General features: G+C 70.6%; 20 protein-coding genes and 1 pseudogene. 7 read left to right on the top strand and 14 right to left on the bottom strand.

The features are described from left to right. Positions 1–201 precede the first annotated feature (201 nt). The 3 genes from ABT025_RS33470 to ABT025_RS33460 form a co-directional block, all read right to left on the bottom strand. On the bottom strand, positions 202–1,497 hold the full coding sequence (locus tag ABT025_RS33470) for a right-handed parallel beta-helix repeat-containing protein (protein ID WP_351002412.1): 1,296 nt from the start codon (positions 1,495–1,497) through the stop codon (positions 202–204). A 519-nt stretch (positions 1,498–2,016) separates the two neighbouring features. Next, complete coding sequence (locus ABT025_RS33465) at positions 2,017–2,385, bottom strand: ArsR/SmtB family transcription factor (protein ID WP_351002411.1); 369 nt, start codon at positions 2,383–2,385, stop codon at positions 2,017–2,019. Then, positions 2,382–2,828 carry an SRPBCC domain-containing protein gene (locus tag ABT025_RS33460; RefSeq protein ID WP_351002410.1) on the bottom strand — a complete coding sequence of 149 codons (447 nt, stop codon included), beginning with the start codon at positions 2,826–2,828 and terminating at the stop codon, positions 2,382–2,384. Before ABT025_RS33460 ends, ABT025_RS33465 begins: the two co-directional genes overlap by 4 nt. Positions 2,829–2,997: 169 nt before the next feature. On the opposite strand from ABT025_RS33460, the gene ABT025_RS33455 reads away from it, so the two are divergent. From ABT025_RS33455 to ABT025_RS33445, 3 genes are read left to right on the top strand one after another with little or no spacing between them, the layout of a single operon-like run. Continuing rightward, positions 2,998–3,783, top strand: coding sequence for a DeoR/GlpR family DNA-binding transcription regulator (locus ABT025_RS33455; protein ID WP_351002409.1), 786 nt, complete (start codon positions 2,998–3,000; stop codon positions 3,781–3,783). A gap of 34 nt (positions 3,784–3,817) precedes the next feature. Then, the gene (locus tag ABT025_RS33450; protein WP_351002408.1) at positions 3,818–4,195 is read left to right on the top strand and encodes a DUF4406 domain-containing protein; all 378 of its coding nucleotides are present in this window, start codon (positions 3,818–3,820) and stop codon (positions 4,193–4,195) included. After that, positions 4,192–4,872: an NUDIX domain-containing protein gene (locus ABT025_RS33445; RefSeq protein WP_351002407.1), complete on the top strand. Its 681-nt coding sequence runs from the start codon at positions 4,192–4,194 to the stop codon at positions 4,870–4,872. Before ABT025_RS33450 ends, ABT025_RS33445 begins: the two co-directional genes overlap by 4 nt. 60 nt (positions 4,873–4,932) lie before the next feature. On the opposite strand, the gene ABT025_RS33440 is transcribed toward ABT025_RS33445, so the two are convergent. From ABT025_RS33440 to ABT025_RS33405, 8 genes are all read right to left on the bottom strand, one after another. Further along, the gene (locus tag ABT025_RS33440; protein ID WP_351002406.1) at positions 4,933–5,550 is read right to left on the bottom strand and encodes a TOPRIM nucleotidyl transferase/hydrolase domain-containing protein; all 618 of its coding nucleotides are present in this window, start codon (positions 5,548–5,550) and stop codon (positions 4,933–4,935) included. Positions 5,551–5,624: 74 nt separating this feature from the next. Then, entirely contained in the window at positions 5,625–6,224 is a 600-nt protein-coding gene (locus tag ABT025_RS33435; RefSeq protein ID WP_351002405.1) for a dihydrofolate reductase family protein, read from the bottom strand. Further along, on the bottom strand, positions 6,221–7,180 hold the full coding sequence (locus tag ABT025_RS33430; protein ID WP_351002404.1) for a metalloregulator ArsR/SmtB family transcription factor: 960 nt from the start codon (positions 7,178–7,180) through the stop codon (positions 6,221–6,223). The genes ABT025_RS33435 and ABT025_RS33430 overlap by 4 nt, the downstream gene beginning before the upstream one ends. A 351-nt stretch (positions 7,181–7,531) precedes the next feature. Further along, the gene (gene aroQ / locus ABT025_RS33425; RefSeq protein WP_351002403.1) at positions 7,532–8,065 is read right to left on the bottom strand and encodes a gamma subclass chorismate mutase AroQ; all 534 of its coding nucleotides are present in this window, start codon (positions 8,063–8,065) and stop codon (positions 7,532–7,534) included. 169 nt (positions 8,066–8,234) lie between these two features. Then, a complete protein-coding gene (locus tag ABT025_RS33420; protein WP_351002402.1) occupies positions 8,235–8,648 on the bottom strand; it encodes an SRPBCC family protein in 414 nt (137 codons plus the stop codon). A gap of 29 nt (positions 8,649–8,677) precedes the next feature. Continuing rightward, positions 8,678–9,688: an aldo/keto reductase gene (locus ABT025_RS33415; RefSeq protein ID WP_351002401.1), complete on the bottom strand. Its 1,011-nt coding sequence runs from the start codon at positions 9,686–9,688 to the stop codon at positions 8,678–8,680. Positions 9,689–10,167: 479 nt separating this feature from the next. Further along, positions 10,168–11,274 carry a pentapeptide repeat-containing protein gene (locus tag ABT025_RS33410; RefSeq protein ID WP_351002400.1) on the bottom strand — a complete coding sequence of 369 codons (1,107 nt, stop codon included), beginning with the start codon at positions 11,272–11,274 and terminating at the stop codon, positions 10,168–10,170. Positions 11,275–11,660: 386 nt separating this feature from the next. Beyond that, complete coding sequence (locus ABT025_RS33405; RefSeq protein WP_351002399.1) at positions 11,661–12,038, bottom strand: MerR family transcriptional regulator; 378 nt, start codon at positions 12,036–12,038, stop codon at positions 11,661–11,663. Between the two features lie 116 nt (positions 12,039–12,154). Here ABT025_RS33405 and ABT025_RS33400 point away from each other — a divergent pair, with 116 nt between their 5' ends. Together ABT025_RS33400 and ABT025_RS33395 are read left to right on the top strand one after the other, a co-directional pair. Further along, positions 12,155–13,228, top strand: a complete 1,074-nt coding sequence (locus ABT025_RS33400) for an alkene reductase (protein WP_351002398.1) — start codon at positions 12,155–12,157, stop codon at positions 13,226–13,228. A 488-nt stretch (positions 13,229–13,716) separates the two neighbouring features. Then, positions 13,717–17,091 (top strand): pyruvate carboxylase, encoded by a 3,375-nt coding sequence (locus tag ABT025_RS33395; RefSeq protein WP_351002397.1) that lies wholly within the window; start codon positions 13,717–13,719, stop codon positions 17,089–17,091. A 48-nt stretch (positions 17,092–17,139) separates the two neighbouring features. Here the strand turns inward: ABT025_RS33395 and ABT025_RS33390 are convergent. The 3 genes and pseudogenes from ABT025_RS33390 to ABT025_RS33380 all read right to left on the bottom strand — a co-directional run. Next, positions 17,140–17,688: pseudogene (locus ABT025_RS33390) on the bottom strand (VWA-like domain-containing protein); the annotation flags it as partial. 5 nt (positions 17,689–17,693) lie between these two features. Next, positions 17,694–18,365 (bottom strand): 4a-hydroxytetrahydrobiopterin dehydratase family protein, encoded by a 672-nt coding sequence (locus ABT025_RS33385; protein WP_351002396.1) that lies wholly within the window; start codon positions 18,363–18,365, stop codon positions 17,694–17,696. 234 nt (positions 18,366–18,599) lie between these two features. After that, positions 18,600–19,106, bottom strand: coding sequence for a cupin domain-containing protein (locus ABT025_RS33380; protein WP_351002395.1), 507 nt, complete (start codon positions 19,104–19,106; stop codon positions 18,600–18,602). Positions 19,107–19,245: 139 nt separating this feature from the next. On the opposite strand from ABT025_RS33380, the gene ABT025_RS33375 reads away from it, so the two are divergent. Then, the gene (locus ABT025_RS33375) at positions 19,246–19,680 is read left to right on the top strand and encodes an RrF2 family transcriptional regulator (RefSeq protein WP_351002394.1); all 435 of its coding nucleotides are present in this window, start codon (positions 19,246–19,248) and stop codon (positions 19,678–19,680) included. Between the two features lie 53 nt (positions 19,681–19,733). Then, on the top strand, positions 19,734–20,597 hold the full coding sequence (locus ABT025_RS33370) for a DsbA family oxidoreductase (protein ID WP_351002415.1): 864 nt from the start codon (positions 19,734–19,736) through the stop codon (positions 20,595–20,597). Positions 20,598–21,134: the final 537 nt, after the last annotated feature.

The following is a 21,134-nucleotide window of genomic DNA, read 5'->3' as shown; positions in this document are numbered from 1 at the left end:
GACGACCGCACGGACCAGGAGGACCCGCGCGGCACCTTCCGGATTGCTCAGGCCCCCGCCGAGGGCAGATCCCTTCCGGGCAGGTGCCCGATCGGCACGGGCCGCTGCCGGTGACCGGCGCACGGCGGACCGGCGGTCCGCCGTGCGGTCTCCGGCCCCGGGCCACGTGACCCTGAGCGGGCGTCACCGGCGGCCGTTCGGTTACGGCGTCACCACGGTGCCCCCGAACGTCACGACGAGGCGGCCGTCAGCAGCGAACGACCAGCCCGGGGCGCCGACGTACGAGGCACACCGGGAGCCGTTCGAACCGGTCCAGAACTGGTTCGAACCGTCGGCGTCACCGACCGTCTTGTCGTTCGACCCACTGCCGCTGCGGCAGGAGGTGTTGTTCCGGTAGACGGAAGTTCCCTTGTCGAAGGAGAAGTTGCGTTCCTCGTTGTCTATGCCGACGTTGTCCGACACCGTCATCGAGCCGGGGTTGCTGTTGTACGTGAATCCGTGATGGCCGTTGTTGTAGGCGATGTTGCGGCGCACGACGTGGTCGACCTCGATGTCGTCGCCGCCGAGCTTGAAGCCGTTGCGGTCGCCGTCGGCGTTCACGGTCCCGTCCGAGAGCGTGCCGTTGCTGTAGGAGAGGGAGTCCTCGATGGTCACGGGGCCGATGGGGCCCGTTTCGTTCTTGGTGTAGAGGTCCCAGCCGTCGTCGATGTTGTTGTGGGACACCGTGTAACGGAAGACGTTTCCGGGGCCTGAGGTGAGCTTCGAGGCGAAACCGTCGGCGTCCTCACCGTCGGAGTCGGCGTTGTCGTGCGACTCCGAACTCAGGATGAGGTTGTCGGCGGGCCACTCGTCGTCCGGAGTGGTCGAGGCGATCCGTGAGATCTGCAGCCCCGAGTCGTGGTCGAAGCGCGTCACGACGCGTTCGATGATGTTGTTGCTGCCCCCGACGAAGATCCCGTTGTCGCCGGCGTGCTCGACGGTGACCCCCTTGATGTGCCAGAAGGCCCCGTTCACGGCGAGCCCCCGGTTGGCCGGGTCCTCGCTCATCCCCGAGAAGTTCAGCACCGGGACCTCGCCCGGGTAGGCGGCCAACGTCGTGCGGGCACTCGCCGTACCGTCGTTGCCCGGCGCAATGGTGACCGTCTGCGTGTAGTGGTACGTCCCGCCGCGAAGGTAGACCGTCCCGCCGGAGGTGACACGGCTGATCGCCGAGGCCAGCGTCGTGGGGTCCGCCTCCGTTCCGGCTGCGTCGTCGGTGCCGTCGGGCGCCACGTAGAGGGCGGTGGCGTCCAGCGGCACGGAGATGACCGCCGTCCCGCTGCCGAAGGCGCTGCCGCCGGGCAGGCAGGACTCCCCGCCCGCGACGGAACCGGTGCAGACGGCGGGAGATCCTCCTGCCTGGTGCGGAGAGGGCGCGGCCTGAGCGGTCGTACCTGCCACGGCGGCAAGCGAGCCGGCCAGCAGGCTGACGCATGCGATGACGGGTTTGATCTGCATCGTTCGACTCCAGGTGGGGTTGGTTCGTTCGACGAGTTCGTGCGACGGGAGGCAGCGAGGTCATGCGGCTCGGTCGCCTCGCTGTGGGGCGGCGGACCGGGCAACTGTGCTGCGTGGATGGCGACTTCGACACGTGCGCGACCGCGGCCGTGTCAGGGGGAACGTGAGACGCTCCCCTTCTGTCGAGGCTTCAGTCGTGACAACGTGTCTGTTCGAGTTCATGAACAGGTCACACGGAGAGGGGCTCCAAGCAACCCGAGCAAGCGCTTTCTACGGACCATAGAGGCCAGACATGTTCACGTCAATGATATGTATGTGAAACATGATCACGACCACGAACGCATACGTGAGGCACTCCCACCGTCGCCCACGCGACCGCCCCCACGCTCGATCACCCATCGACACAGGTCGCCGGGACGCCCGGACCGGGTCGGCCGACGGGCGCCGCGGAGTGCCGCCCGGCCCGCGTCCGGGCTTCCGCCTCCCCTCTGCCGACGCGGGCCGGGCGCGCATTCCGCTTCAGTCGGGATGCGTCGTACGCGAGTCCCGCTCAGCCCCTTCAGCCACGCGCTTGATGTGCGCCAGCCGCCGGTCCCAGTCGGCGGCGAGGGAGGCCATCCACCGCGCCGTCGCGTCGAGCGCCGCGGGCCGCACCGCGTACCGCACCTCGCGTCCGACCCGGGTGCCGGAGACCAACTCGGCGGCGTCCAGGACGGCGAGGTGCTTGACCACCGCCTGCCGCGAGACGGGAAGCCGTTCGGCGAGCGTCGTCGCGGTGGCCTCGCCCCGCGAGGCGAGCAGATCGAGCAGCTGCCGTCGCGTCGGGTCGGCGAGCGCGCCGAGGACGGTGCCGACGGTCTCGGCGGCGCCGGGCTGCTCCTCCGTCACGTGGCGGGCTGCTCGGCGCGCGTCTTGAGCGCGTCGAGCTCCAGGGGCCAGCCTCCGCTGTGGTCCTTGAGGTTCTGACTGCGCAGTTCCTCGGATCCCGCCAGCGCCTCGAACCCGCTCTCGACGACGCGCAGCCGCGTCCGGTCGCCCTCCTGGGTCAACGTGAACTCCACGAGGGTGCTGTTGTCCTCGCGCAGCTCTTCCCCCGGGAACGCACTGGTCCAGCGGTATGCCAGGTACGTCGGCGGCTGGACCTTCTCCACACGCACCGGGAAGTCTCCGTGCTCGGCATGCTTCGCCACCATCGACTCACCCTCTCTTGCCACGGTGCCGGGCAGGCTCGCCTTGTCGGCCACCCAGAAGCCGGGCTGGGCCACCAACGTCCAGACCCGCTCCAGGGATGCCTCGATCAGGGTTTCGCGTTCGATCCGATCCTCGCTCATGAGGTGGCTCCCTTTCATTGCTGCCTTTTACTTGCAACCCAAGAGTTGCACGACGAGACTCCAAACGCAACCTACGAGTTGCACGACGCGCGAAGGTGTCGCGCTTCACGGGTGTCACGAATCACTCAGACTGTTGTTCGTTCGAACGTGTCAGTGGTAGAAATTTGCCATGAGTGTCGCCAACCGTCTGGACCTGACCCTGCGACTGGTGCAGGGCTCCGACCGGGTCTCCGTATCGGAGCTCTCGCAGCGCCTGGGCGTGTCGGAGATGACCGTGCGCAGGGATCTGGATGCCCTGGAGAGCCAGGGCCTCGTGCGGCGCGTTCACGGCGGAGCCGTGGCAACCCGCTCCCGGGCCGAGGACGCCGGCTTCTCGGCGCGAGAACCGTGGCAGGCCGCCACGAAGGACCGCCTGGGTGGTGCTGTTGCCACGTTGGTGGAGCCGGGATCACGGGTGCTGCTGGATGCGGGCACCACGACGGTGCACGTTGCCGAGCACCTGGCGGACCGGGCCCCGCTGACGGTCGCCGTGCTGAGCCTTCAGGCCGCGGTGTGCCTGGCCGACCGGCCCGGGATCGACCTCCTGGTCGTGGGCGGGCGCTCCCGGCCCGGCGAGCGTTCCCTCGTCGGCCCGTTGGCGCTGCGCACGCTGGAGTCCCTGGCCTTCGACTGCTTCGTCATGTCCATCGGGGGTGTGCACGCCGAGCACGGCTGGTCGGAGTTCTCCCTGGACGACGCCGCCGTCAAGCAGGCCGGGCTCGCCCGGGCCGACCACACCATCGCGGTGGCGGACGCGACCAAGCTCGGCGTGCGGGCCTTCAGCCGGGTGGCACCCCTCAATGCCGTGCACCGCTTCGTCACCGACCGGGCCGCCGGCAGCGCCGGCACACATCCCAGCGGTCCACAGACCCTGGACGCCCTGCGTGAAGCAGGTGTCGAGACCGTCCTGGCCTGAACCCCACCCCACCCCGATTGAGGAGTGCGCCGTCATGGCCACCGATCCCCGTTCGCTGATGATCCTCGTCGCCGGCCCCTACCGATCGGGCACCGGCGACGACCCGCACAAACTGGAGGCCAACGTCCGCGCGATGAACGAGTCGGCCCTGCGCCTCTTCCGCGCCGGGCACCTGCCCGTCACCGGCGAGGCGCTCGCCCTGCCCCTCCTGAACACGGCGGGAAGCACCCGGCCGGGCGACCCGCTGTTCGACGAGATCTTCCACCCGGTCGCCGAGCAGCTGCTCGCCCGGTGTGACGCCGTTCTGAGGATCGGCGGCCCGTCCGAGGGGGCGGACCGCATGGTCGCCCAGGCCTGCGCCCAGGGCAAGGCCGTCTACAGCGACCCCGCCGACGTGCCGGACGCCCGATGACCGCCGGCCTCGACACCCCCGACCGCCGTGGCCGCACAGGCCTGGACCGGCACGGCCTCGACCTGGCAGGCAACCCGCGCGTGCGGATCCGCAGCGTGGAGGTGCTCTCCTGCGACTGGTACGTCCTGCGCAAGACGACCTTCGACTACGAGCACACCGACGGGCACATCAGCCGTGAGCAGCGGGAGACGTACGACCGCGGCGACGGAGCGACCATCCTGCTCCACAACACAGACCACCGCACCGTGCTGCTCACCCGTCAGTTCCGTCTGCCCGCCTACGTCAATGGGCACGCCGACGGGATGCTCCTGGAGACTGCGGCCGGGCTTCTCGACGGTGACAGCCCGCACACGGCGATCCGCCGCGAGGCCGCCGAGGAGACCGGACACCTGATCGGCACGCCCGAGCACGTCTTCGCCGTCTACATGAGCCCCGGTTCCGTCACTGAGCGCCTGCACTTCTACGCCGCTCCGTACGACCCGGTGGACAATCCGACCGGGACGACGGGAGTGGCGGCCGAGGGCGAGGACATCACCACCGTCGAGCTTCCGTTCGACGAGGCACTGGCCATGGTGCGCAACGGTACGATCGTCGACGCGAAGACCGTCATGCTGCTCCAATGGGCGGCCCTCGACGGCCCGTTCCGACAGTCCGGCCCTCTCCCCCACCACAGCTGACCAGGAACGCGGCACCCCCGCCGGCGGATACCGGGGCGCCTCCGGGACGACGCCCGGCGGTCAGAGGCCGGCGAGCAGGCCGGCGAGCGGAGCGGGCACCCGGTCGGGATCGAGTGCCTCGACGAGGACGCGGCCATAGTGGATCTTGCGCCCCTTCTTCGTACCGAGAAATCTCCGCAGGTGCTGCTGCGGGGTACGGCCCTGTTGGGCGGGCTGGTGCAGGAAGGTCTGGAGGGCACGCAGGTCACCCTCGGCCTCGATGAGCCCCTCCACCCGCTTCACACCGAGTGCGCGGATGAGCTCGTCCTCCAGATCCGCCGTGCAGACGAAGAACTCCCGCTCCGCGGCATCTGCGCGTTCCAAGCCGCGTGTGTAGTAAGGCCGTTCCGCCTCGTCACACAGGCCCGTGAGGCGGAGGTCAAGTCCCGGCGGCCCGAGCAGGCGGGCATAGCGCCCGACACTCGTCGCACCGCCCATCGGCAGGACGCAGATCCCTTCGGCCGCCAGGTTCCGGCCGCACCCCGCGGCCAGGGCGTTGACGGCAGCGGCGTCGCTCGGCCCCTCCAGCAGGACGGCTGTCCGTACGGAAAGCCGAGCGGCCAGTTCGCGTGCCGGTTCAGCGGAGCCGCCGGCTGCCCACGCAGTGACGGCCTCCTGGAACAACCCCATGTCAGCCACGGGACGAGTCTCCGTCATTCCCGGCCACGGCGGTAGGGAATTTCCGCCGACTGCGATGTGCACTGACCGGGGCGTCAGCGCACCCGGTCGTAGACCATGGCCATCTCTCCCAGCGTGCCCGTCTCCTGGTGCGTGAGCGTCCATGTCGAAGCCGGGAGACCGTCGTCGAACAGTCGCTGTCCACCACCGGCGATCTCGGGAAAGATCATGAGGTGGAGCCGGTCGACCAGGTCCGCCGAGAGGAGGGCCTTGATGACACTCGTACTGCTGTTGACGAGGATGTCGCCCGCGCCGGTGGTCCTGAGCTCGGTGACGACGTCCGCGGCGGGTGCGTTCACCAGACGGGTGCGTTCCCACGGCGCTTCGGTCAACGTGGTCGAGAAGACCACCTTCTCTGCATCCACCAGCCACTTCGCGTATCCGCGATCGCGCGGGTCGGCGCTCTCGTCCTCGGCCACCGAAGGCCAGTACCCCAGGAACCCCTCGGCGTTGATCCGGCCGAGCACCGCCGTCGTCGCGCCCTCCCAGATGCGGGTCAGGTGGTCTCGCGCGACCTCGGTGGTCACGTACGGGGCGAACATGCCGAAATCGCTGGGTCCGCCGGGGCCGTTGTAGCGCCCGTCGAGCGTCAGGCTCAGGTTGGCGGTCACCTTGCGGCCGGTCGAGCCGGTCATCTCTTGCTCCTCGTGTCGGTGCCGGTGGTGCTGTTGGTGTTGGTGTCGGTGGCGCTGTCAGTGCCGGGGGTGCTGTCGCCGATGTCGTTGCCGTGGTTGTCGTGGTTGTCGTTGACGGCGTCGTTGTCGTCGTTGCCCTGCGGCTCCGCAGCGAGGATCGCCGCCAGCCTTTCGAGGCACTGGCCGAAACCGATCTCGATGCCCGCGACGAAGTCCGCGGAGTCGACCGTGCTGTCGGTGATCCGCCAGTGGACGTCGAGGTCCGTGCCTGCGTCGGTGGTCCGCAGGTCCAGCGCCACGTGGGCGGTGAACGCGAGGCTGCCGTCGGGCAGCAGCGGGGAGAGCCGGTAGGTGAGGCGCTCGCCGGGGCGCACATCGTCGACGAGCCCCTCCGCACGTCCGGCGATCAGGTCGGAGCCGTCGGTGTCCTCGGCGTCGCGGTACTCCTGGACGACCCGTCCACCCGGTCGGGCCTCGAAGACGATCTCGGAGACGCGCAGGTCGTCGGGGGTCCACCAGCGGGCGAGAAGCGAGGCGTCGGTCAGGTGGCGCCAGACGAGCCCGGGGCGTCCCTTCAGTGAACGGAGAAACCGGAACGAACGGCCGTCGGCCCACCCCGTGGCGTCCGCGGCCAGCCGCTCCGCGCGGAGGCCGATTCCGTACCGGTCGTAGGTCGCACGCGGGCCGCCGGCCTGCTCCGCGATGTCGGCGAGCGTGCCCAGCGCTGCCGCGAGGTCACGAAGCGGGCCTGGGCTGAGCGCGTAGATGCGGCGCCGGCCGGTGCGCTGCGAGGTGACGACACCGGCGCGCTCAAGTGTCTGCAGATGCTTGGTCGTCTGCGGCTGGCGCGCCTCGGCGAGCTGGGCGAGGACTCCGACCGAGCGGGGCCGCTCGGCCAGCAGGCCCACAAGCCGCCAGCGGGCCGGGTCTGCCAGTGCAGCCAGGAGTGCGTCCATGAAACAAGCATTCCCCATGACGAATATTCCGGTCAAGGAATATGTCGGATCGACCGGCACTCACCCATCTCGCGCCCGGCCCGGCCGGGCCCGAGATGCGATCAACGCGCCTCGACAGCCCGCCCGGCCGGACGCCTCGGCCGTCCCCACCGATCGGAACTTGGCGCAGCACCCTGCGGGCTGCCGTGGTCCGCACGCGCGACAAGCCGAACCTCGGCAGCGCTCACGCCAAGGACGCCACCAAGGTTTCGATGCGCACTCAGCCGGCAGGCACCGACGCACAGACAGCTCGCAAGGCGTGCGCCAGCCCCGTCGCGTGAAGGCGATCGAGGTCACGATGGCGCCGCACGCTCACCTCGGCAGCTGCCAGAGCGCATCGCAGGAAGCGGCCGTCCGTACGGAGACCGAGTCGGCGATCGCGCGCACCAGTTCGCAGTTGATCCGGTTGATGTCTTCGCGCACCTCGGTCAGGTCCGGGCGGATCGCCGGCACCTCGGAGGGGTCGGCATCCCAGCGGCTGTGCATCGCGCGCTGCACCCGCTTGTTCGCCTCGATCTGCTCATGGAAGATCCGGACGGTCTCCCCCGGTTCGCCCCCCGCCTCGCGCGCCTGCCGGGCCACCGCGTCGAGGACCTGCCGCTCCCGCGCCGGATCGTCGACGGGGCTGCCGGTTCCCCATTTGGCGGCGGCGACAAGATCCGCGGTGGCAAGCCGCTGGGCCGAGAGATCGACGAGCAGGTGGAGCCGGTCGTATCCGCTCCGGTTCGCTCCGGCAACGGGAGCCACCGGCGACGGGGCAGCAGCCGCGTTCGTACCTGCGAGGAACAAGGTGGCGGCGACAGCGCCGGCGGTCAGCAAGCGCGTGGAGTGCGCGATCGGCCGCATGCGGCGATCGTACGGTCGCCGCATGACGGCGACCGACGCCACACGCGGAGTCGGTGGGTTGCGTTCCGCAAGGCGGTCCCTGATGACGCAGGCGCACCCCGCGTCGGGGCGGCCTACCGCCTCCCGTTCCGGGCAGGCACTCGACTCCCCCGCCGCGCCCGGCGTTCGGTCAGGTGCCGAGCGTCCCCGCGAGGGCCGCGAGGCCGTCCCGGTAGATGCCATCGAACAGAGCGATCGCCTCGCTGTCGCTCGTGCCGTCCGGAGTGAACGTCCCCGACCATTCCACCCGGCCACCTTCCGGACCCAGGTCGATGACCCGCAGCGTCGAGAGATAGCCGGTGACGGGAAAGGGCGCCTGCGCGATGGAGTAGCGATACGTGCGAGTGGCCTCGTCGAAGGCTTCGAGGCGTTCGACGATGACGCCGCCATCGGCGTTCGTCAGCGTGCGCAGCCGTCCACCGTCGCTGAGCCGGCTGTCCGTGATGTACGGCAGCCAGTCGGGAAGGGAGCCGAAACCCCCGATGAGTTGCCAGATCCGGCCCGCGGAATGCGGCATGTCGAGAGTGACGGTGGTGGAAGCCATGGTGTCTCCTTGCGGGGTGGATGCGCGGTTCAGCTGGTGGGTACGGGGGCGTCGCGGGCGATGATCTTCTGGTCGCGCAGGGCCTTCCAGAAGGCGTGCGGCACGTCCTGGGCGAGAGCGCCGAGGTCCTCGGCGATCCGGCTGGGCCGGGTGGCGCCGGGGATGACGGCGGCGACTGCGGGGTGGGCCAGCACGAACTGGAGGGCGGCGGCCTTGATGCCGATGCCGTTCTCCCCGGCGAGTGCCTTGATACGGCCGACCTTGTCGATGACGGCAGCGGGCGCTGCGGCGTATTCGAAGTGGCTGCCGCCCGCGAGAATGCCGGAACTGTAAGGACCGCCCACGACGATGTCGACGTCCTGCGCGGCCGCGGCGGGGAGCAGCCGCTGGAGGGCCCGTTCGTGGTCGAGCAACGTGTAGCGTCCGGCCAGCAGGAACGCGTCCGGCCGCGGCTCGTCCAGGTCCAGCGTCATCTCCAGCGGCTCGACCTTGTTGACGCCGAGCCCCCAGGCCCTGATGACGCCCTCGTCCTTGAGCCGTGCGAGTGCGCGGAAGGCTCCGGTACGGGCACTCTCGAAGACGTTGACCCACTCGTCGCCGTAGAAGTCCTGGGCGATGTCGTGGACCCAGACGATGTCCAGCCGGTCCGTCCTCAGCCGCTTGAGGCTGTCCTCGACGGAGCGCAAGGTGGCGTCGGCGCTGTAGTCGTTCACGATCTTGTTGGGACGCCCGTGCTCGAACAGGGCCCCCTTGTCGCCGAGTTCACGGCTCGCGGGGTCCTCGACCTCGTCGAGGACGACCCGCCCGACCTTGGTCGACAGGACGAACTCGTCGCGGGGCTGCTGCGCAAGGACGTCACCGAGGCGTATCTCCGCGAGGCCCGCGCCGTACAGCGGTGCGGTGTCGAAGTATCGGATGCCCTGGTCCCACGCGGCCTGCACGGTGGCGGCGGCCTCGTCGTCAGGGATGGAGCGGAACATGTTGCCGAGGGGGGCGGTACCGAAGCCGATGCGGCCGGGGAGCAGGGAGCGGATGCTCATGGGGGACCTCAATCAGTCACTGATGGTGGGGGGACCGCGCGGAACAGCGAAGACGGAGTCATTCGTCCGGCCAGTCGTGCCGGGAGCGAATCACGATGTCGTCCGGCCCCTGGGGTGGGTGGCGGCGCTTACCCCGGGAACGATACTTGCAGACGCGGGCTATAAGCAAACGCGTAATATCGGCGCACGCCCACCCGCCCGTCAGTACGTACGCGGAAGGCGGGGTGCGGAAGGCGGGGTGCGGGGCGCGGAGTGCGGAGTGCGGAGTGCGGCCAACGCCCGAGGCCGCCGGAGGAGCCGGATACCGGACGACGCGGACGTCGGCAACGAGCCCCCGGCCGCAGCCGCCGGTAGCGCGCCGACTGCCGGGACAACGCGGCGCGGGGCTGCCGGTCGTCGCGGAACGCGTCGCCTGCCGTGAGCGAGCCGCTCGTCGGCAGGCGGGGACGGCCACCCGGACCGGCCGGCCCGGGAGCTGCCTATGCCGACCGCAGCGGCGGGACGTCCCTCGCGATCGCGGCGGCGTGCAGCAGAATGTTCGGCTCGGCGCCGGGGTCCTCGGCCGTGACGACGCCGGCCGCCTCGTGGTCGAAGCCTGCCGGCCAGATGGTGAGGTTGCCGGCCAGGGCTCCCTCCAATCGCGCACGTGTCAGGTCGGCGCCCGTGAGGTCGGTTCCGCGGAGGTCGGCCAACCTCAGGTCCGCACCGGCGAAGGTGGCACAACGGCACTGCGCCTTGCGCAGGTTGGCCTCCCGCAGGTCGGCGTCGGAGAAGTCGGATTCACTCAGGTCGGTCCTGACCAGGCGGGCACCGCGCAGGTCGGCCTCGATGCAGCGGGTCTTGTGGAGCACCGAGCTCCCGAGTTCCACGTGCCGCATGTTGGCTGCGATCAGCGACGCCCCGGTCAGGTCGACCTGATAGATGCTCGCCGCCTCCAGGCATGCGCCGTCGAAGTTGATGTGATGCAGCGACAGTCCGTCGCAGTCCGCCCGGCGCAGGTCGGTGTAGCTGACGTTGAGCCAGTCGGATCCGCGGTCCTTGCACAGGGCGCCCAGACAGGTGAGCGCCACCTGGGCATCCGCGGTCCGGGTCTCCAGCGGCCCCACACGGTTGATGGCGGTGTGCGCCGCCGGCGAGTCCGGCATCTGCGGGGGCCACGGCAAGTGCGTCCGAAGGAAAGCGGCCATGATCGAGACGACCGCCTCCCGGTCGTGGGGCGAATGGTCCGCGATCCGCCACAGCGCATAGAGACCGCCGATCCGCACATCCAGCTTCTCGTTGCCCAACTGGTCGACCGCGCGGCCGAACCTGTCGGTGAAGTGTCCCTCGCGGGTGGCGTTCAGCCCCTCCTGATTGACTCTCAGCTGTCGCCAGGTGGCGTACACCCCGAAGAGGACGACGGCGCCGCCGACCGCCTGCAGGAGCGTCGTGCGTACGTTGTTCACGGCCCCTACCCGGTCGGCGGCCCCGATCCGGGCACCTGCGAGGTCGTGGTCGACCACCAGTCCCGGCAGCACCACGACCACCACGGTCAGTGCGGCGAGCACGGCCAGGACCGCCGCCACTGCGACGAGGACCGGACTCACTCGACGACGCCGACCGGCAACCGACAACCGGCCGCCCCGAACAGATGCCCCCGTATCCATGCGCACATGATCGCAGGACGGCAGGGAGCGGGTGGAGCATTCCGGTCATCCTCCTGCCCCCGCGGACCCCGTCAGTGCCCGCCTTCGATGGACAGCCCTTCACGCAGAACCGTGCTCAGGGCAGTCGGTTCGCGGCCGATCAGGGCTGCCAGTGTCGGACTGGCGGAGTCACTCGACGACGCCCCCGGCCGGCCTCTCTGCCGTCCTCGCGGCCGCCTTCGGGCGGAGGCCCGACGGGACCGCCCCGGACGATCCGTACACACTCCTGCCTGCAGCCGGCCGAGGCGGCGGCGAATGCCTGAACGCCGTGCAGCCTGACCCGCCGGTCAGCCGGCCACCGCCGTTCCCAGGTGATCCCGGTACTCCCGGGCCGTCACCACCAGTGCGTCGAGCAGGTCCCTGGTCCGGACGAGGTCGTCGATGTGCGTGGAGAGACGGTCGCGCTCCTGCGCCATCCGCTCCAGCGCGGAGTCGGAGTTCTCCCTGCTGGGCGCATCGACGCAGGGCAGCAGTTCGACGATGGTGCGGCTCGACAGGCCTGCCGCGTAGAGGCGCTGGATGAACGCGACCCGTTCGACCTCGTCGTCCGTGTAGTGCCGCTGCCCGCTGGAACTGCGGTTACTGGCGAGCAGACCCTGCTCCTCGTAGTAGCGCACGGACCGGATGCTGACCCCGGCCCGTGACGCGAGCTCCCCGATGCGCACGAAACCCTCCCGGTCGTGTCCTGCGTCACAGACGCTTGCCTCTCACATCAATGTGAGGTTTTAGCGTAACTGCATGCCCGAGGTACGGGCACCGCTGAACGCGAAGGAGTCCTGACGTGACTTCCCTTTTCACCGGCTACGGGCTGGCCGGCCTGACACTGCCCAACCGAGTGGTCATGGCCCCGATGAGCAGGATCCGGGCCGCCGCCGACGGGCTGGCGACGCCGTCCATGGCCGCCTACTACGCCCAGCGGGCCACCGCCGGACTGATCGTGAGCGAGGGGATCCAGCCGAGCACGATCGGGCAGTCGAATCCGGGGACGCCCGGGCTGCACACCGATGAGCAGGCCGCCTCCTGGCGCCCCGTCACCACTGCCGTCCACGCCAACGGCGGCCGGATCTTCGCCCAGATCATGCACGGGGGCCGGGTCTCGCATCCCGACACCACCGGCGTGCAGCCGGTCGGGCCCTCCGCCGTCCCCGCAGTCGGTGACGTCTTCACCCCCACCGGGCCCCAGCCCGCACCGACACCGCGCGCCCTGGACACCGCCGAGGTGCCCGAGCACGCGCAGTCGTACGCCCGGGCCGCCCGCCGCGCCGTCGACGCCGGCTTCGACGGTGTGGAACTGCACGGCGCCAACGGTTACCTGATCTCGCAGTTCCTCTCGTCCAACGCCAACCTGCGCACGGACCGCTACGGGGGTCCGGTCGCCAACCGGATCCGCTTCGCCGTCGAAGCCGTCGCCGCCACCGTCGACGCGGTCGGCGGTGCCAGGACCGGCATCCGGCTCTCGCCGGGCGGGACGTTCTGGGGTGTCGAGGAAACCGACACGGTCGAGCTCTACACCGCGCTGTTGGCCGAACTGGCCCGCCTCGACGTGGCGTACGTACATCTTGAGGCCACCGTCGACGAAGACGCACTCCTCACCCTGCGCCGGGCATGGCCGGGCGCCCTGATCATCAACCCCACGCTTCCGATGGGCCCCAAGCAGACCGGCCGGGACGACGCCGACCACTGGCTCTCGCTGGGGGCCGACCTCATCAGCTTCGGGCGTGCCTTCATCTCCAACCCCGACCTCGTCGAACGGCTGCGCGCCGGGCTTCCGATCGCCCCCGTCGACGAGGCCACGTACTACCAGGGCGGCGATGCGGGCTATCTGACCTACCCCGCCCATCAGTACGCGGCCTGACTCCCCGCCCCGGCTCCCCCACCGAGCGCGCCTCGCTCCCGGTGGGCGGCCGGTGCGTACCCCGACGGGCTGTCAGTACACCGCGGTGAACGGTGAGGTGGCGCCCGGAAGCCCGGTCCATCAGCGGCCCGATGACCTCCGGGCGCGCGGTGCGCGCCCGCCCGCGCCCCGGCTCCGGTCCGGCCCATGCCCGTCTCCTTCCACCGGGGGTCCCGCCGGTGCGGACGGACGTCCTGTTCCGCCGCCCGCATCGGAGCACGTCGGGCCACCGCGGAGTTGCCGCCGAGCCGGTGTCGCGGCACGTGACGCACGCCATCCTTTGCCCCCACGATCTCTGGGAAGGTCTCCGGTACGGTGTCGAACGCTCCCGGCCCGAGAACCACGGAGCACTTCGCCACCGCCACGTGACCACCGGATGCCGCCACGCGCATCCCGTGCGACATCGCCTGTCCTGAGGCCACGCGCCCGCGACACGACTGGGGAGTTTGATGTTCGACAAGGTTTTGGTCGCCAACCGCGGGGAGATCGCGATCCGCGCATTTCGTGCGGCGTTCGAGCTCGGAATCTCCACTGTGGCCGTGTACCCCCACGAGGACCGCAACTCCCTGCACCGGGCCAAGGCCGACGAGGCCTACCGGATCGGGGAGGCCGGGCATCCGGTACGGGCCTATCTCTCGGTCGACGAGGTGATCAAGGCCGCCCGGAAGGCGGGGGCGGACGCGATCTACCCGGGGTACGGCTTCCTGTCGGAGAATCCCGACCTCGCCGCAGCGTGCGCGGACGCCGGGATCACCTTCGTCGGCCCGCCGGCACCTGTGCTGAACCTGACAGGGAACAAGTCCCGGGCGGTCGCGGCCGCCAGGGCGGCCGGCGTGCCGGTGCTGAAGTCGTCCGAGCCCTCGGAGGACGTCGACGCGCTCGTCGCGGCCTCGGACGACATCGGCTTCCCGGTCTTCGTGAAGGCCGTCGCCGGTGGCGGCGGGCGCGGGATGCGCCGGGTCGCGGAGCCGGGTGAGCTGCGTGAGGCGATCGACGCCGCGATGCGCGAGGCCCACTCCTCGTTCGGCGACGCGACGGTCTTCCTGGAGCAGGCGGTGATCAATCCCCGCCACATCGAGGTACAGATCCTCGCCGACGCCGAGGGCAACGTCGTCCATCTCTACGAGCGGGACTGCTCGTTGCAGCGCCGCCACCAGAAGGTCGTCGAGATCGCGCCCGCCCCGAACCTGGACCCGGACCTGCGGGACCGGATCTGTGCCGACGCCGTCGCCTTCGCGCGCCACATCGGATACGTGAACGCGGGCACCGTCGAGTTCCTCGTCGACGAGCGCGGCAACCACGTCTTCATCGAGATGAACCCGCGCATCCAGGTCGAGCACACCGTCACCGAACAGGTCACCGGACGCGACCTGGTGATCGCACAGCTGCGCATCGCCGCCGGCATGACGCTGCCCGACCTCCATCTGACGCAGGACGACATCACCCTCAACGGCACCGCCCTGCAGTGCCGAATCACGACGGAGGACCCGGCCAACGGGTTCCGGCCGGACACCGGCACCATCTCCGCCTACCGCTCCCCCGGCGGGCCCGGCGTCCGGCTGGACGGCGGAACCGTACACACCGGCGCCGAGGTCTCGGCCCACTTCGACTCGATGCTGGTCAAACTGACCTGCCACGGGCATGACTTCACCAACGCGGCCCGCCGCGCGCGCAGGGCGATCGCCGAGTTCCGGATCCGCGGGGTGGCGACCAATCTGCCGTTCCTGGGAGCCGTGCTGGACCAGCCCGACTTCCGGGCGGGGCACATCACGACCAGCTTCATCGAGGAGCACCCGGAGCTCATCCGGGCCCGCCCGTCGGCCGACCGGGGCAGCCGCATGCTGGGCTACCTCGCGGAGACCACCGTCAACCGGCCGTACGGTCCCCGGCCCGCCGTGATCGACCCCGCCGAGAAGCTGCCCGCCCTGCCGGCCGGTACACCGCAGGCAGGGTCGCGGCAGCGCCTCGCGGCCATCGGGCCGGAGGCCTTCGCCGCCGAACTCCGGGCCCGGTCGGCCGTCGCCGTCACCGACACCACGTTCCGCGACGCCCATCAGTCGTTGCTGGCCACCCGGGTACGTACCCGCGACCTGCTGGCCGTCGCCCCGCACGTCGCCCAGACCGTGCCACAGCTCCTGAGCATCGAGTGCTGGGGCGGGGCCACCTACGACGTGGCGCTGCGCTTCCTGGCCGAGGACCCGTGGGAGCGGCTGGCCAAGCTGCGGGAGGCGGTGCCGAACATCTGTACGCAGATGTTGCTGCGCGGTCGCAACACGGTCGGCTACACGCCGTACCCCACCGAGGTCACCGAGGCGTTCGTCGCCGAGGCCGCGGCCACCGGAATGGACATCTTCCGGATCTTCGACGCTCTCAACGACGTGTCCCAGATGCGCCCGGCCATCGACGCCGTCCGCGCCACCGGCACCTCGGTCGCCGAAGTGGCCCTCTGCTACACCGCGGACCTCTCGGACCCCGCCGAGACCCTGTACACGCTGGACTACTACCTGCGTCTCGCCGAACAGATCGTGGAGGCCGGCGCCCATGTCCTCGCCATCAAGGACATGGCCGGGCTGCTGCGCCCGCCGGCGGCCCGTACCCTCGTCACCGCGCTGCGCGAACGGTTCGACCTGCCGGTCCACCTGCACACCCACGACACCGCGGGCGGGCAGCTCGGCACGCTGATCGCCGCGATCGACGCGGGCGTGGACGCGGTGGACGCGGCGGTCGCCTCCATGGCCGGCACCACCAGCCAGCCCCCGTTGTCGGCGCTGGTGGCCGCCACCGACCACACGGAGCGCGCGACCGGCCTCTCCCTCCAGGCGGTCGGCGACCTGGAGCCCTACTGGGAGGCGACCCGCAAGGTGTACGCCCCCTTCGAATCCGGACTCGCCTCGCCGACCGGCCGGATCTACCACCACGAGATCCCCGGCGGACAGCTGTCCAACCTGCGCCAGCAGGCCATCGCCCTCGGCCTGGGCGACCGCTTCGAACTCATCGAGGACTGCTACGCCGCGGCCGACCGCATGCTCGGCCGGCTGGTGAAGGTGACGCCGTCGTCGAAGGTGGTCGGCGACCTCGCGCTGCACCTGGTGGGCGCGGGGGTCGAGGCGTCGGACTTCGAGGCGGACCCCGGCAAGTTCGACGTACCCGACTCGGTGATCGGATTCCTGCGGGGTGAGCTGGGCGACCCGCCCGGCGGATGGCCGGAGCCCTTCCGTACCCGCGCGCTGCAGGGCCGTCCTGCACAGGCTCGGACGCCGCACCTGTCGGAGGAGGACCTCGCAGCGCTGCGGGAGTCGCCGCGCGCGACTCTGAACCGGCTTCTGTTCCCCGGCCCCACCAAGGAGTTCAACGCCCACCGCGAGGCCTACGGGGACACGTCCGTGCTGCCTACGCAGGACTTCCTGTACGGCCTGGAGACGGAGACCGAGCACACGGTCACGCTCGATCCCGGTGTCACGCTGCTGATCGAGCTGGAGGCCATCTCCGAGGCGGACGAGCGCGGCTTCCGGAGCGTACTGGCCACCCTCAACGGGCAGTTGCGGCCGGTTTCGGTACGGGACAAGTCCGTGGCCACCGACGTGAAGGCGGCGGAGAAGGCGGACCGCGGCAACGAGGGCCATGTCGCCGCGCCGTTCGCCGGCGTCGTGACCCTCCAGGTGGAGGAGGGTGCGTCGGTGTCGGCCGGTCAGACGGTCGCGACCATCGAGGCGATGAAGATGGAGGCATCGATCACCGCGCAGGCCGCGGGAACGGTCGGGCGGCTGGCGATCGGCAAGGTGCAGCAGGTCGAGGCCGGTGATCTCCTCATCGAGATCGGCTGACGCTCCGGGCCCGCCCGCACGTCCTGGGGCGGGCCCTGCGGGCCTGTCTCACCTCAGCCTGAACACCGGCCCGCGCGGTGTGAACGGCAACGAGGCACCCTGCGGGATCAGGAAGGCGTGCTCGCGCCTGATCCGCAGGGTGTCGCACCGGCCGTCGGTGATCAGGAGCAGCGGGGCGGCCGCGGGGAAGTCGTCGGCTCGCCGCAACAGGTCGACGCCCGGCTGGAGTTCGGTGCCCCCGCGGCCGCGGATCCGTACCCGGCCCGCGATCTCGGTCGGCGACAGGTAGCCGGCGTCGTACGGTGCCGCATCGCAGAAGACGACGCGTGCCGCGGGTACGTCACGTGCCTCCGCGTACGAGGCGATGGCACCGAGCGCCTTGCCGAGCAGCGTGCTGTTCATCGAGCCGGAGGTGTCCAGGACGACGCCGAAGGTGCATCACGCCGTCTCCTGCGGGTAGAACTCGTCCAGATCGGTGTACGCGCGGCCCTCGGCGTGCGGAAGCGGCTCGCCGAGGATGTCACCGGCGCCCCTGCCACGCAGGGTGGCCAGGCGGCGCCGTTGCCGCACGTCGCCCGCGATGCGGTCGTACACCTCTGGCTCTAGTCGCGCCCGAGCGCCGTGCACACACATACCTTGTTGCCCTCGGGGTCGGCGAGCACGGTGAACGCAGGGGCCTCCGAGTCATCGACCAGTGTGCCGCCCGCGCCAACGGCTGCGGCGATGCGCTCAGCCGCCACCTCGGGAGCGAGCCACAGATCCATGTGCCAGCGTTGACGCGGGGTACGGTGCGCGTCGGTCTGCTGAAACCACACACTGGGGACACGGTTCTTCGCGTCGAAGACCGAATCGAGTACGGCACGGCCGTCGTCGCCGCTCAGCAACGCCGCCCAGAAGGGACCTGCCGCCGCGTAGTCGGCGGTGTCGAGGCCCAGCTCGAGCTGTGCCACCTCGCCAGGAGCGGCGACCAGGCCGAGATCGCGGGCAAGTACGCTGATGACACCGGCCAGTTCGATGTCCTTGGAAGTGATCCATCGGCAACCGGCTTCGTCGACGGTGAACAGCGCCAGGTCGATGCTGCCGTTCCCCAGCGTGATCACCGGTACGTCATGACCGACGGCGGCGCCCACCTGCGCGACCGCGGCCACGAACGTGGCACCGGCCACGGCGTCCGCGGCCCGGTATCGAGCAGCGAGGGGCTGGGCAAGCTTGCGCCAGTCCTGGAGCCCTCCCGCGATCTCGGCGAGAATTTCGGAGTTGCTGAGCTTGTCCATGCCCCTCATGGTTCCAGCGACGCCTGGTCTCGGCACTGCCCGTGCACCGTGTCGCCGGGCCGAACTGCGCTCCCCTCGTTCTGCGCCAGGTGTCCGCTGCCGCAGGAGCCGAGGCCGAGCACGCCCTCGGCCGCCGGACCGTGACCGGGCAGACCTTCGGCTGAGCATCGGCACCGGTACCCGGGCCGGACTGCCCGGACAGGCCGGTCGGGCCGCGGCCATCGGCCGTTCCGGTCAGGCCTCGTCGGCCGGAAGGGCGTACAGCCGGGGAAGGTTGACGACGATCGCCTCCTGGGTGCTGCGGGCGATGACGACGACGGCTTCCTCGGTGGGATCGGGGTTCTCCTCCCGATGCGGCACGAAGGGCGGCACGAAGATGTAGTCGCCGGGTGAGGTGCGGAGCCGTACTTCCTCCGGCTCGTCTCCCGAACCGTCGAGGAAGACGAACTCGGGGTGTCCGCTCACCACATGGATGGCGGTCTCGGACTCGCCGTGGTGGTGATCGGAGGAGGAGGTCGCGGGGGCCACATGGGTCTGGCCCATCCACAGCTTCTCGGAGCCGACGGTCTTTCCACTGATTGCGGCGAACCTGCGCATCCCTCCGGTCTGGGCGGTGTCGCCGTCCAGGGCGTCCGCACGGACGTGGTGCACGCGGGTGCGCAGGGGCGCGTCGGGGCGGCCCGGGGTGTCGTGGAGGTGGGGGTGAAAGCCTTCACCGGGGGTCGTCAACGGCTCGCTCATGGCAGGGACGCTAGAGCGGCACGGAAAAGGATGTCAAGAGGTGTCCTTTGCGCTTCACCTGCGGCAATGTTGCCGCAACGTAGGGACGGAACCGCTGGAAGCCCCTCGCCGCGGACGGGCGTTCGGGCATGATGTGGGCATGCATATCTCCGCCAAGGCGGACTACGCCACGCGGGCCCTCCTGGAGCTCGCCCGTGAGCCTGGCCGTCCATTGACCTGTGAGGCCATCGCATCCTCGCAGGAAATCCCGTTCCGGTTCCTGAAGTCCGTGGTGGGCGAATTGCGCAGAGCCGGACTGGTGCGCAGCCAGCGCGGCTGCGAAGGCGGTTACTGGCTCGGCCGGCCGGCCGGGGAGATAGCCCTGCTGGACATCGTGCATGCCGTCGACGGCGAAGTGATCACACTGCGCGGCGAGTCGCTGGAAGGACTCGACTACCCCGGTCCCGCCGTGGCCCTGCCGGGGGTGTGGCGTCGGGTCGAGGCGGAGACAGTCGCCGTCCTGGGCGGGCTCACCCTGGCGTCGCTGCTGCCCGAGGACGCGCCGGCGCGGCAGTCCGGGGTCGGCGTCTCGTGACAAGGCCACCGCAACTGCCGCCCGTGGTGGAGGTGGTCGAGTACACCGACCCGATGTGCCCCTGGGCCTGGGGGTCGGAGCCCGCTTTCCGCAGACTGCGGACGGCCCTGGCCGGCCGGGTCGTCTGGCGACGGGTGTACGCGATCCTCTTCGACCACGACGAGGCCCCGGCCCCCGATACGGCAGCCGAAACGGCCTGGTACGCGCGGTACGTGGAGGAGATCAGCGGGCACACCCTTGCTCCCCGTGCGGTCCGGCTCAGCCGTGTCGCGGCCAGTTCCTGGCCCTCCTCGCTCGTCGCCAAGGCTGCGGAACTCCAGGGAGACGAGGTGGCCGAGCGCGTGCTGCGCCGGTTGCGGGAAACCGTTTTCGTGCTCGGCGACCCGGCGGACACCGCCGCGCGCGCACTGGCCGCGGCACGGGGCGTTCCGGGGCTGGATCCGGGCCGGCTGATGTCCGACGCCGCCTCCGACGAGGTACTCGACCGGGTGCGCGCCGACCGGGCGGAGGCCCGCCGGCCGGTGCCCGAGGTGCTGTCCGTACCGGGAGGGTCGCCCCATCCCGGCGCGGCGAAGGAGACTCTCGACGGCGGGTACCGGTACGCGCTTCCGACGCTCCTGGTCCGCTCCCCCGCCGGAGACCGGGCGGTGCCCGGCTGGCGGCCCTTCGCGGCGTACGAGGCTGCCGTCGAGGCGCTCTGCCCCGGGCTGCTGAGCCCTTGTCGGCCACTGTCGCCGAACGAGGCACTGGATCGCCATCGGAGCCTGACCGGACCGGAGGCGGAGCAGTTGGTGCAGGGCGGCCGGCCGCCGTCGGAGGCGGTCCGGGTGGATACCGGGAACGGTCCGCTGTGGCTGCATCCAGAGGAGGCCGCGGCATATCCCGTCACCATCCCCCGGGCACCGGCAGGGCTCTGACCTGCGGTCAGGGCCCGTCCCACCGAATGAGACACCAAATGGTGTCCATTGACAGACCCGCACGACGGCCCGCAGGATGAGCCCATGCTCACGACGCACCCCGGTGTGGAGTGCCGATATGTGGATCTTCGGCGCACCTCCAGCGCACTCTGTCGCTGATCGCCCACCGCTCCGATCCGCAGGTTCCGCCTGACGCCCGCCGGCAGCACTGACTGCCCGCTGTCCAGCTGAGCCGCGCCGGTCCTGCGAGCTCTCACCTCCGCGCTCCCTCGCGCAGCGTCGCGCACCGGATGCCGCAACCCGGCCCTTCCTGGCCTCCTGCGCCCCTTCGGGGCGCGCGCCGCCCGCCGCGCCTCCGCCGGGAGGCCCGTCGATCCAACCCCGCGCGACCTTCCGCAGGCGCGTCCGCGGTCCGACTCGAGCCGCAGTAGTCACCACCCGTCGGCCCACCCGAACAACTCTCCCCCTCCTTGCCGCACCGGCCGCCCCCTGCCGTACCCACCTGCCTTTCGTCCGCCCCTTATCTCCCGGTATCTT

It is taken from the genome of Streptomyces sp. NPDC002809, from assembly GCF_040295435.1.
Taxonomy (GTDB): domain Bacteria; phylum Actinomycetota; class Actinomycetes; order Streptomycetales; family Streptomycetaceae; genus Streptomyces.
Note: the sequence above shows the minus strand (reverse complement) of the source record. Positions and strands in the feature narration are given on the sequence as shown.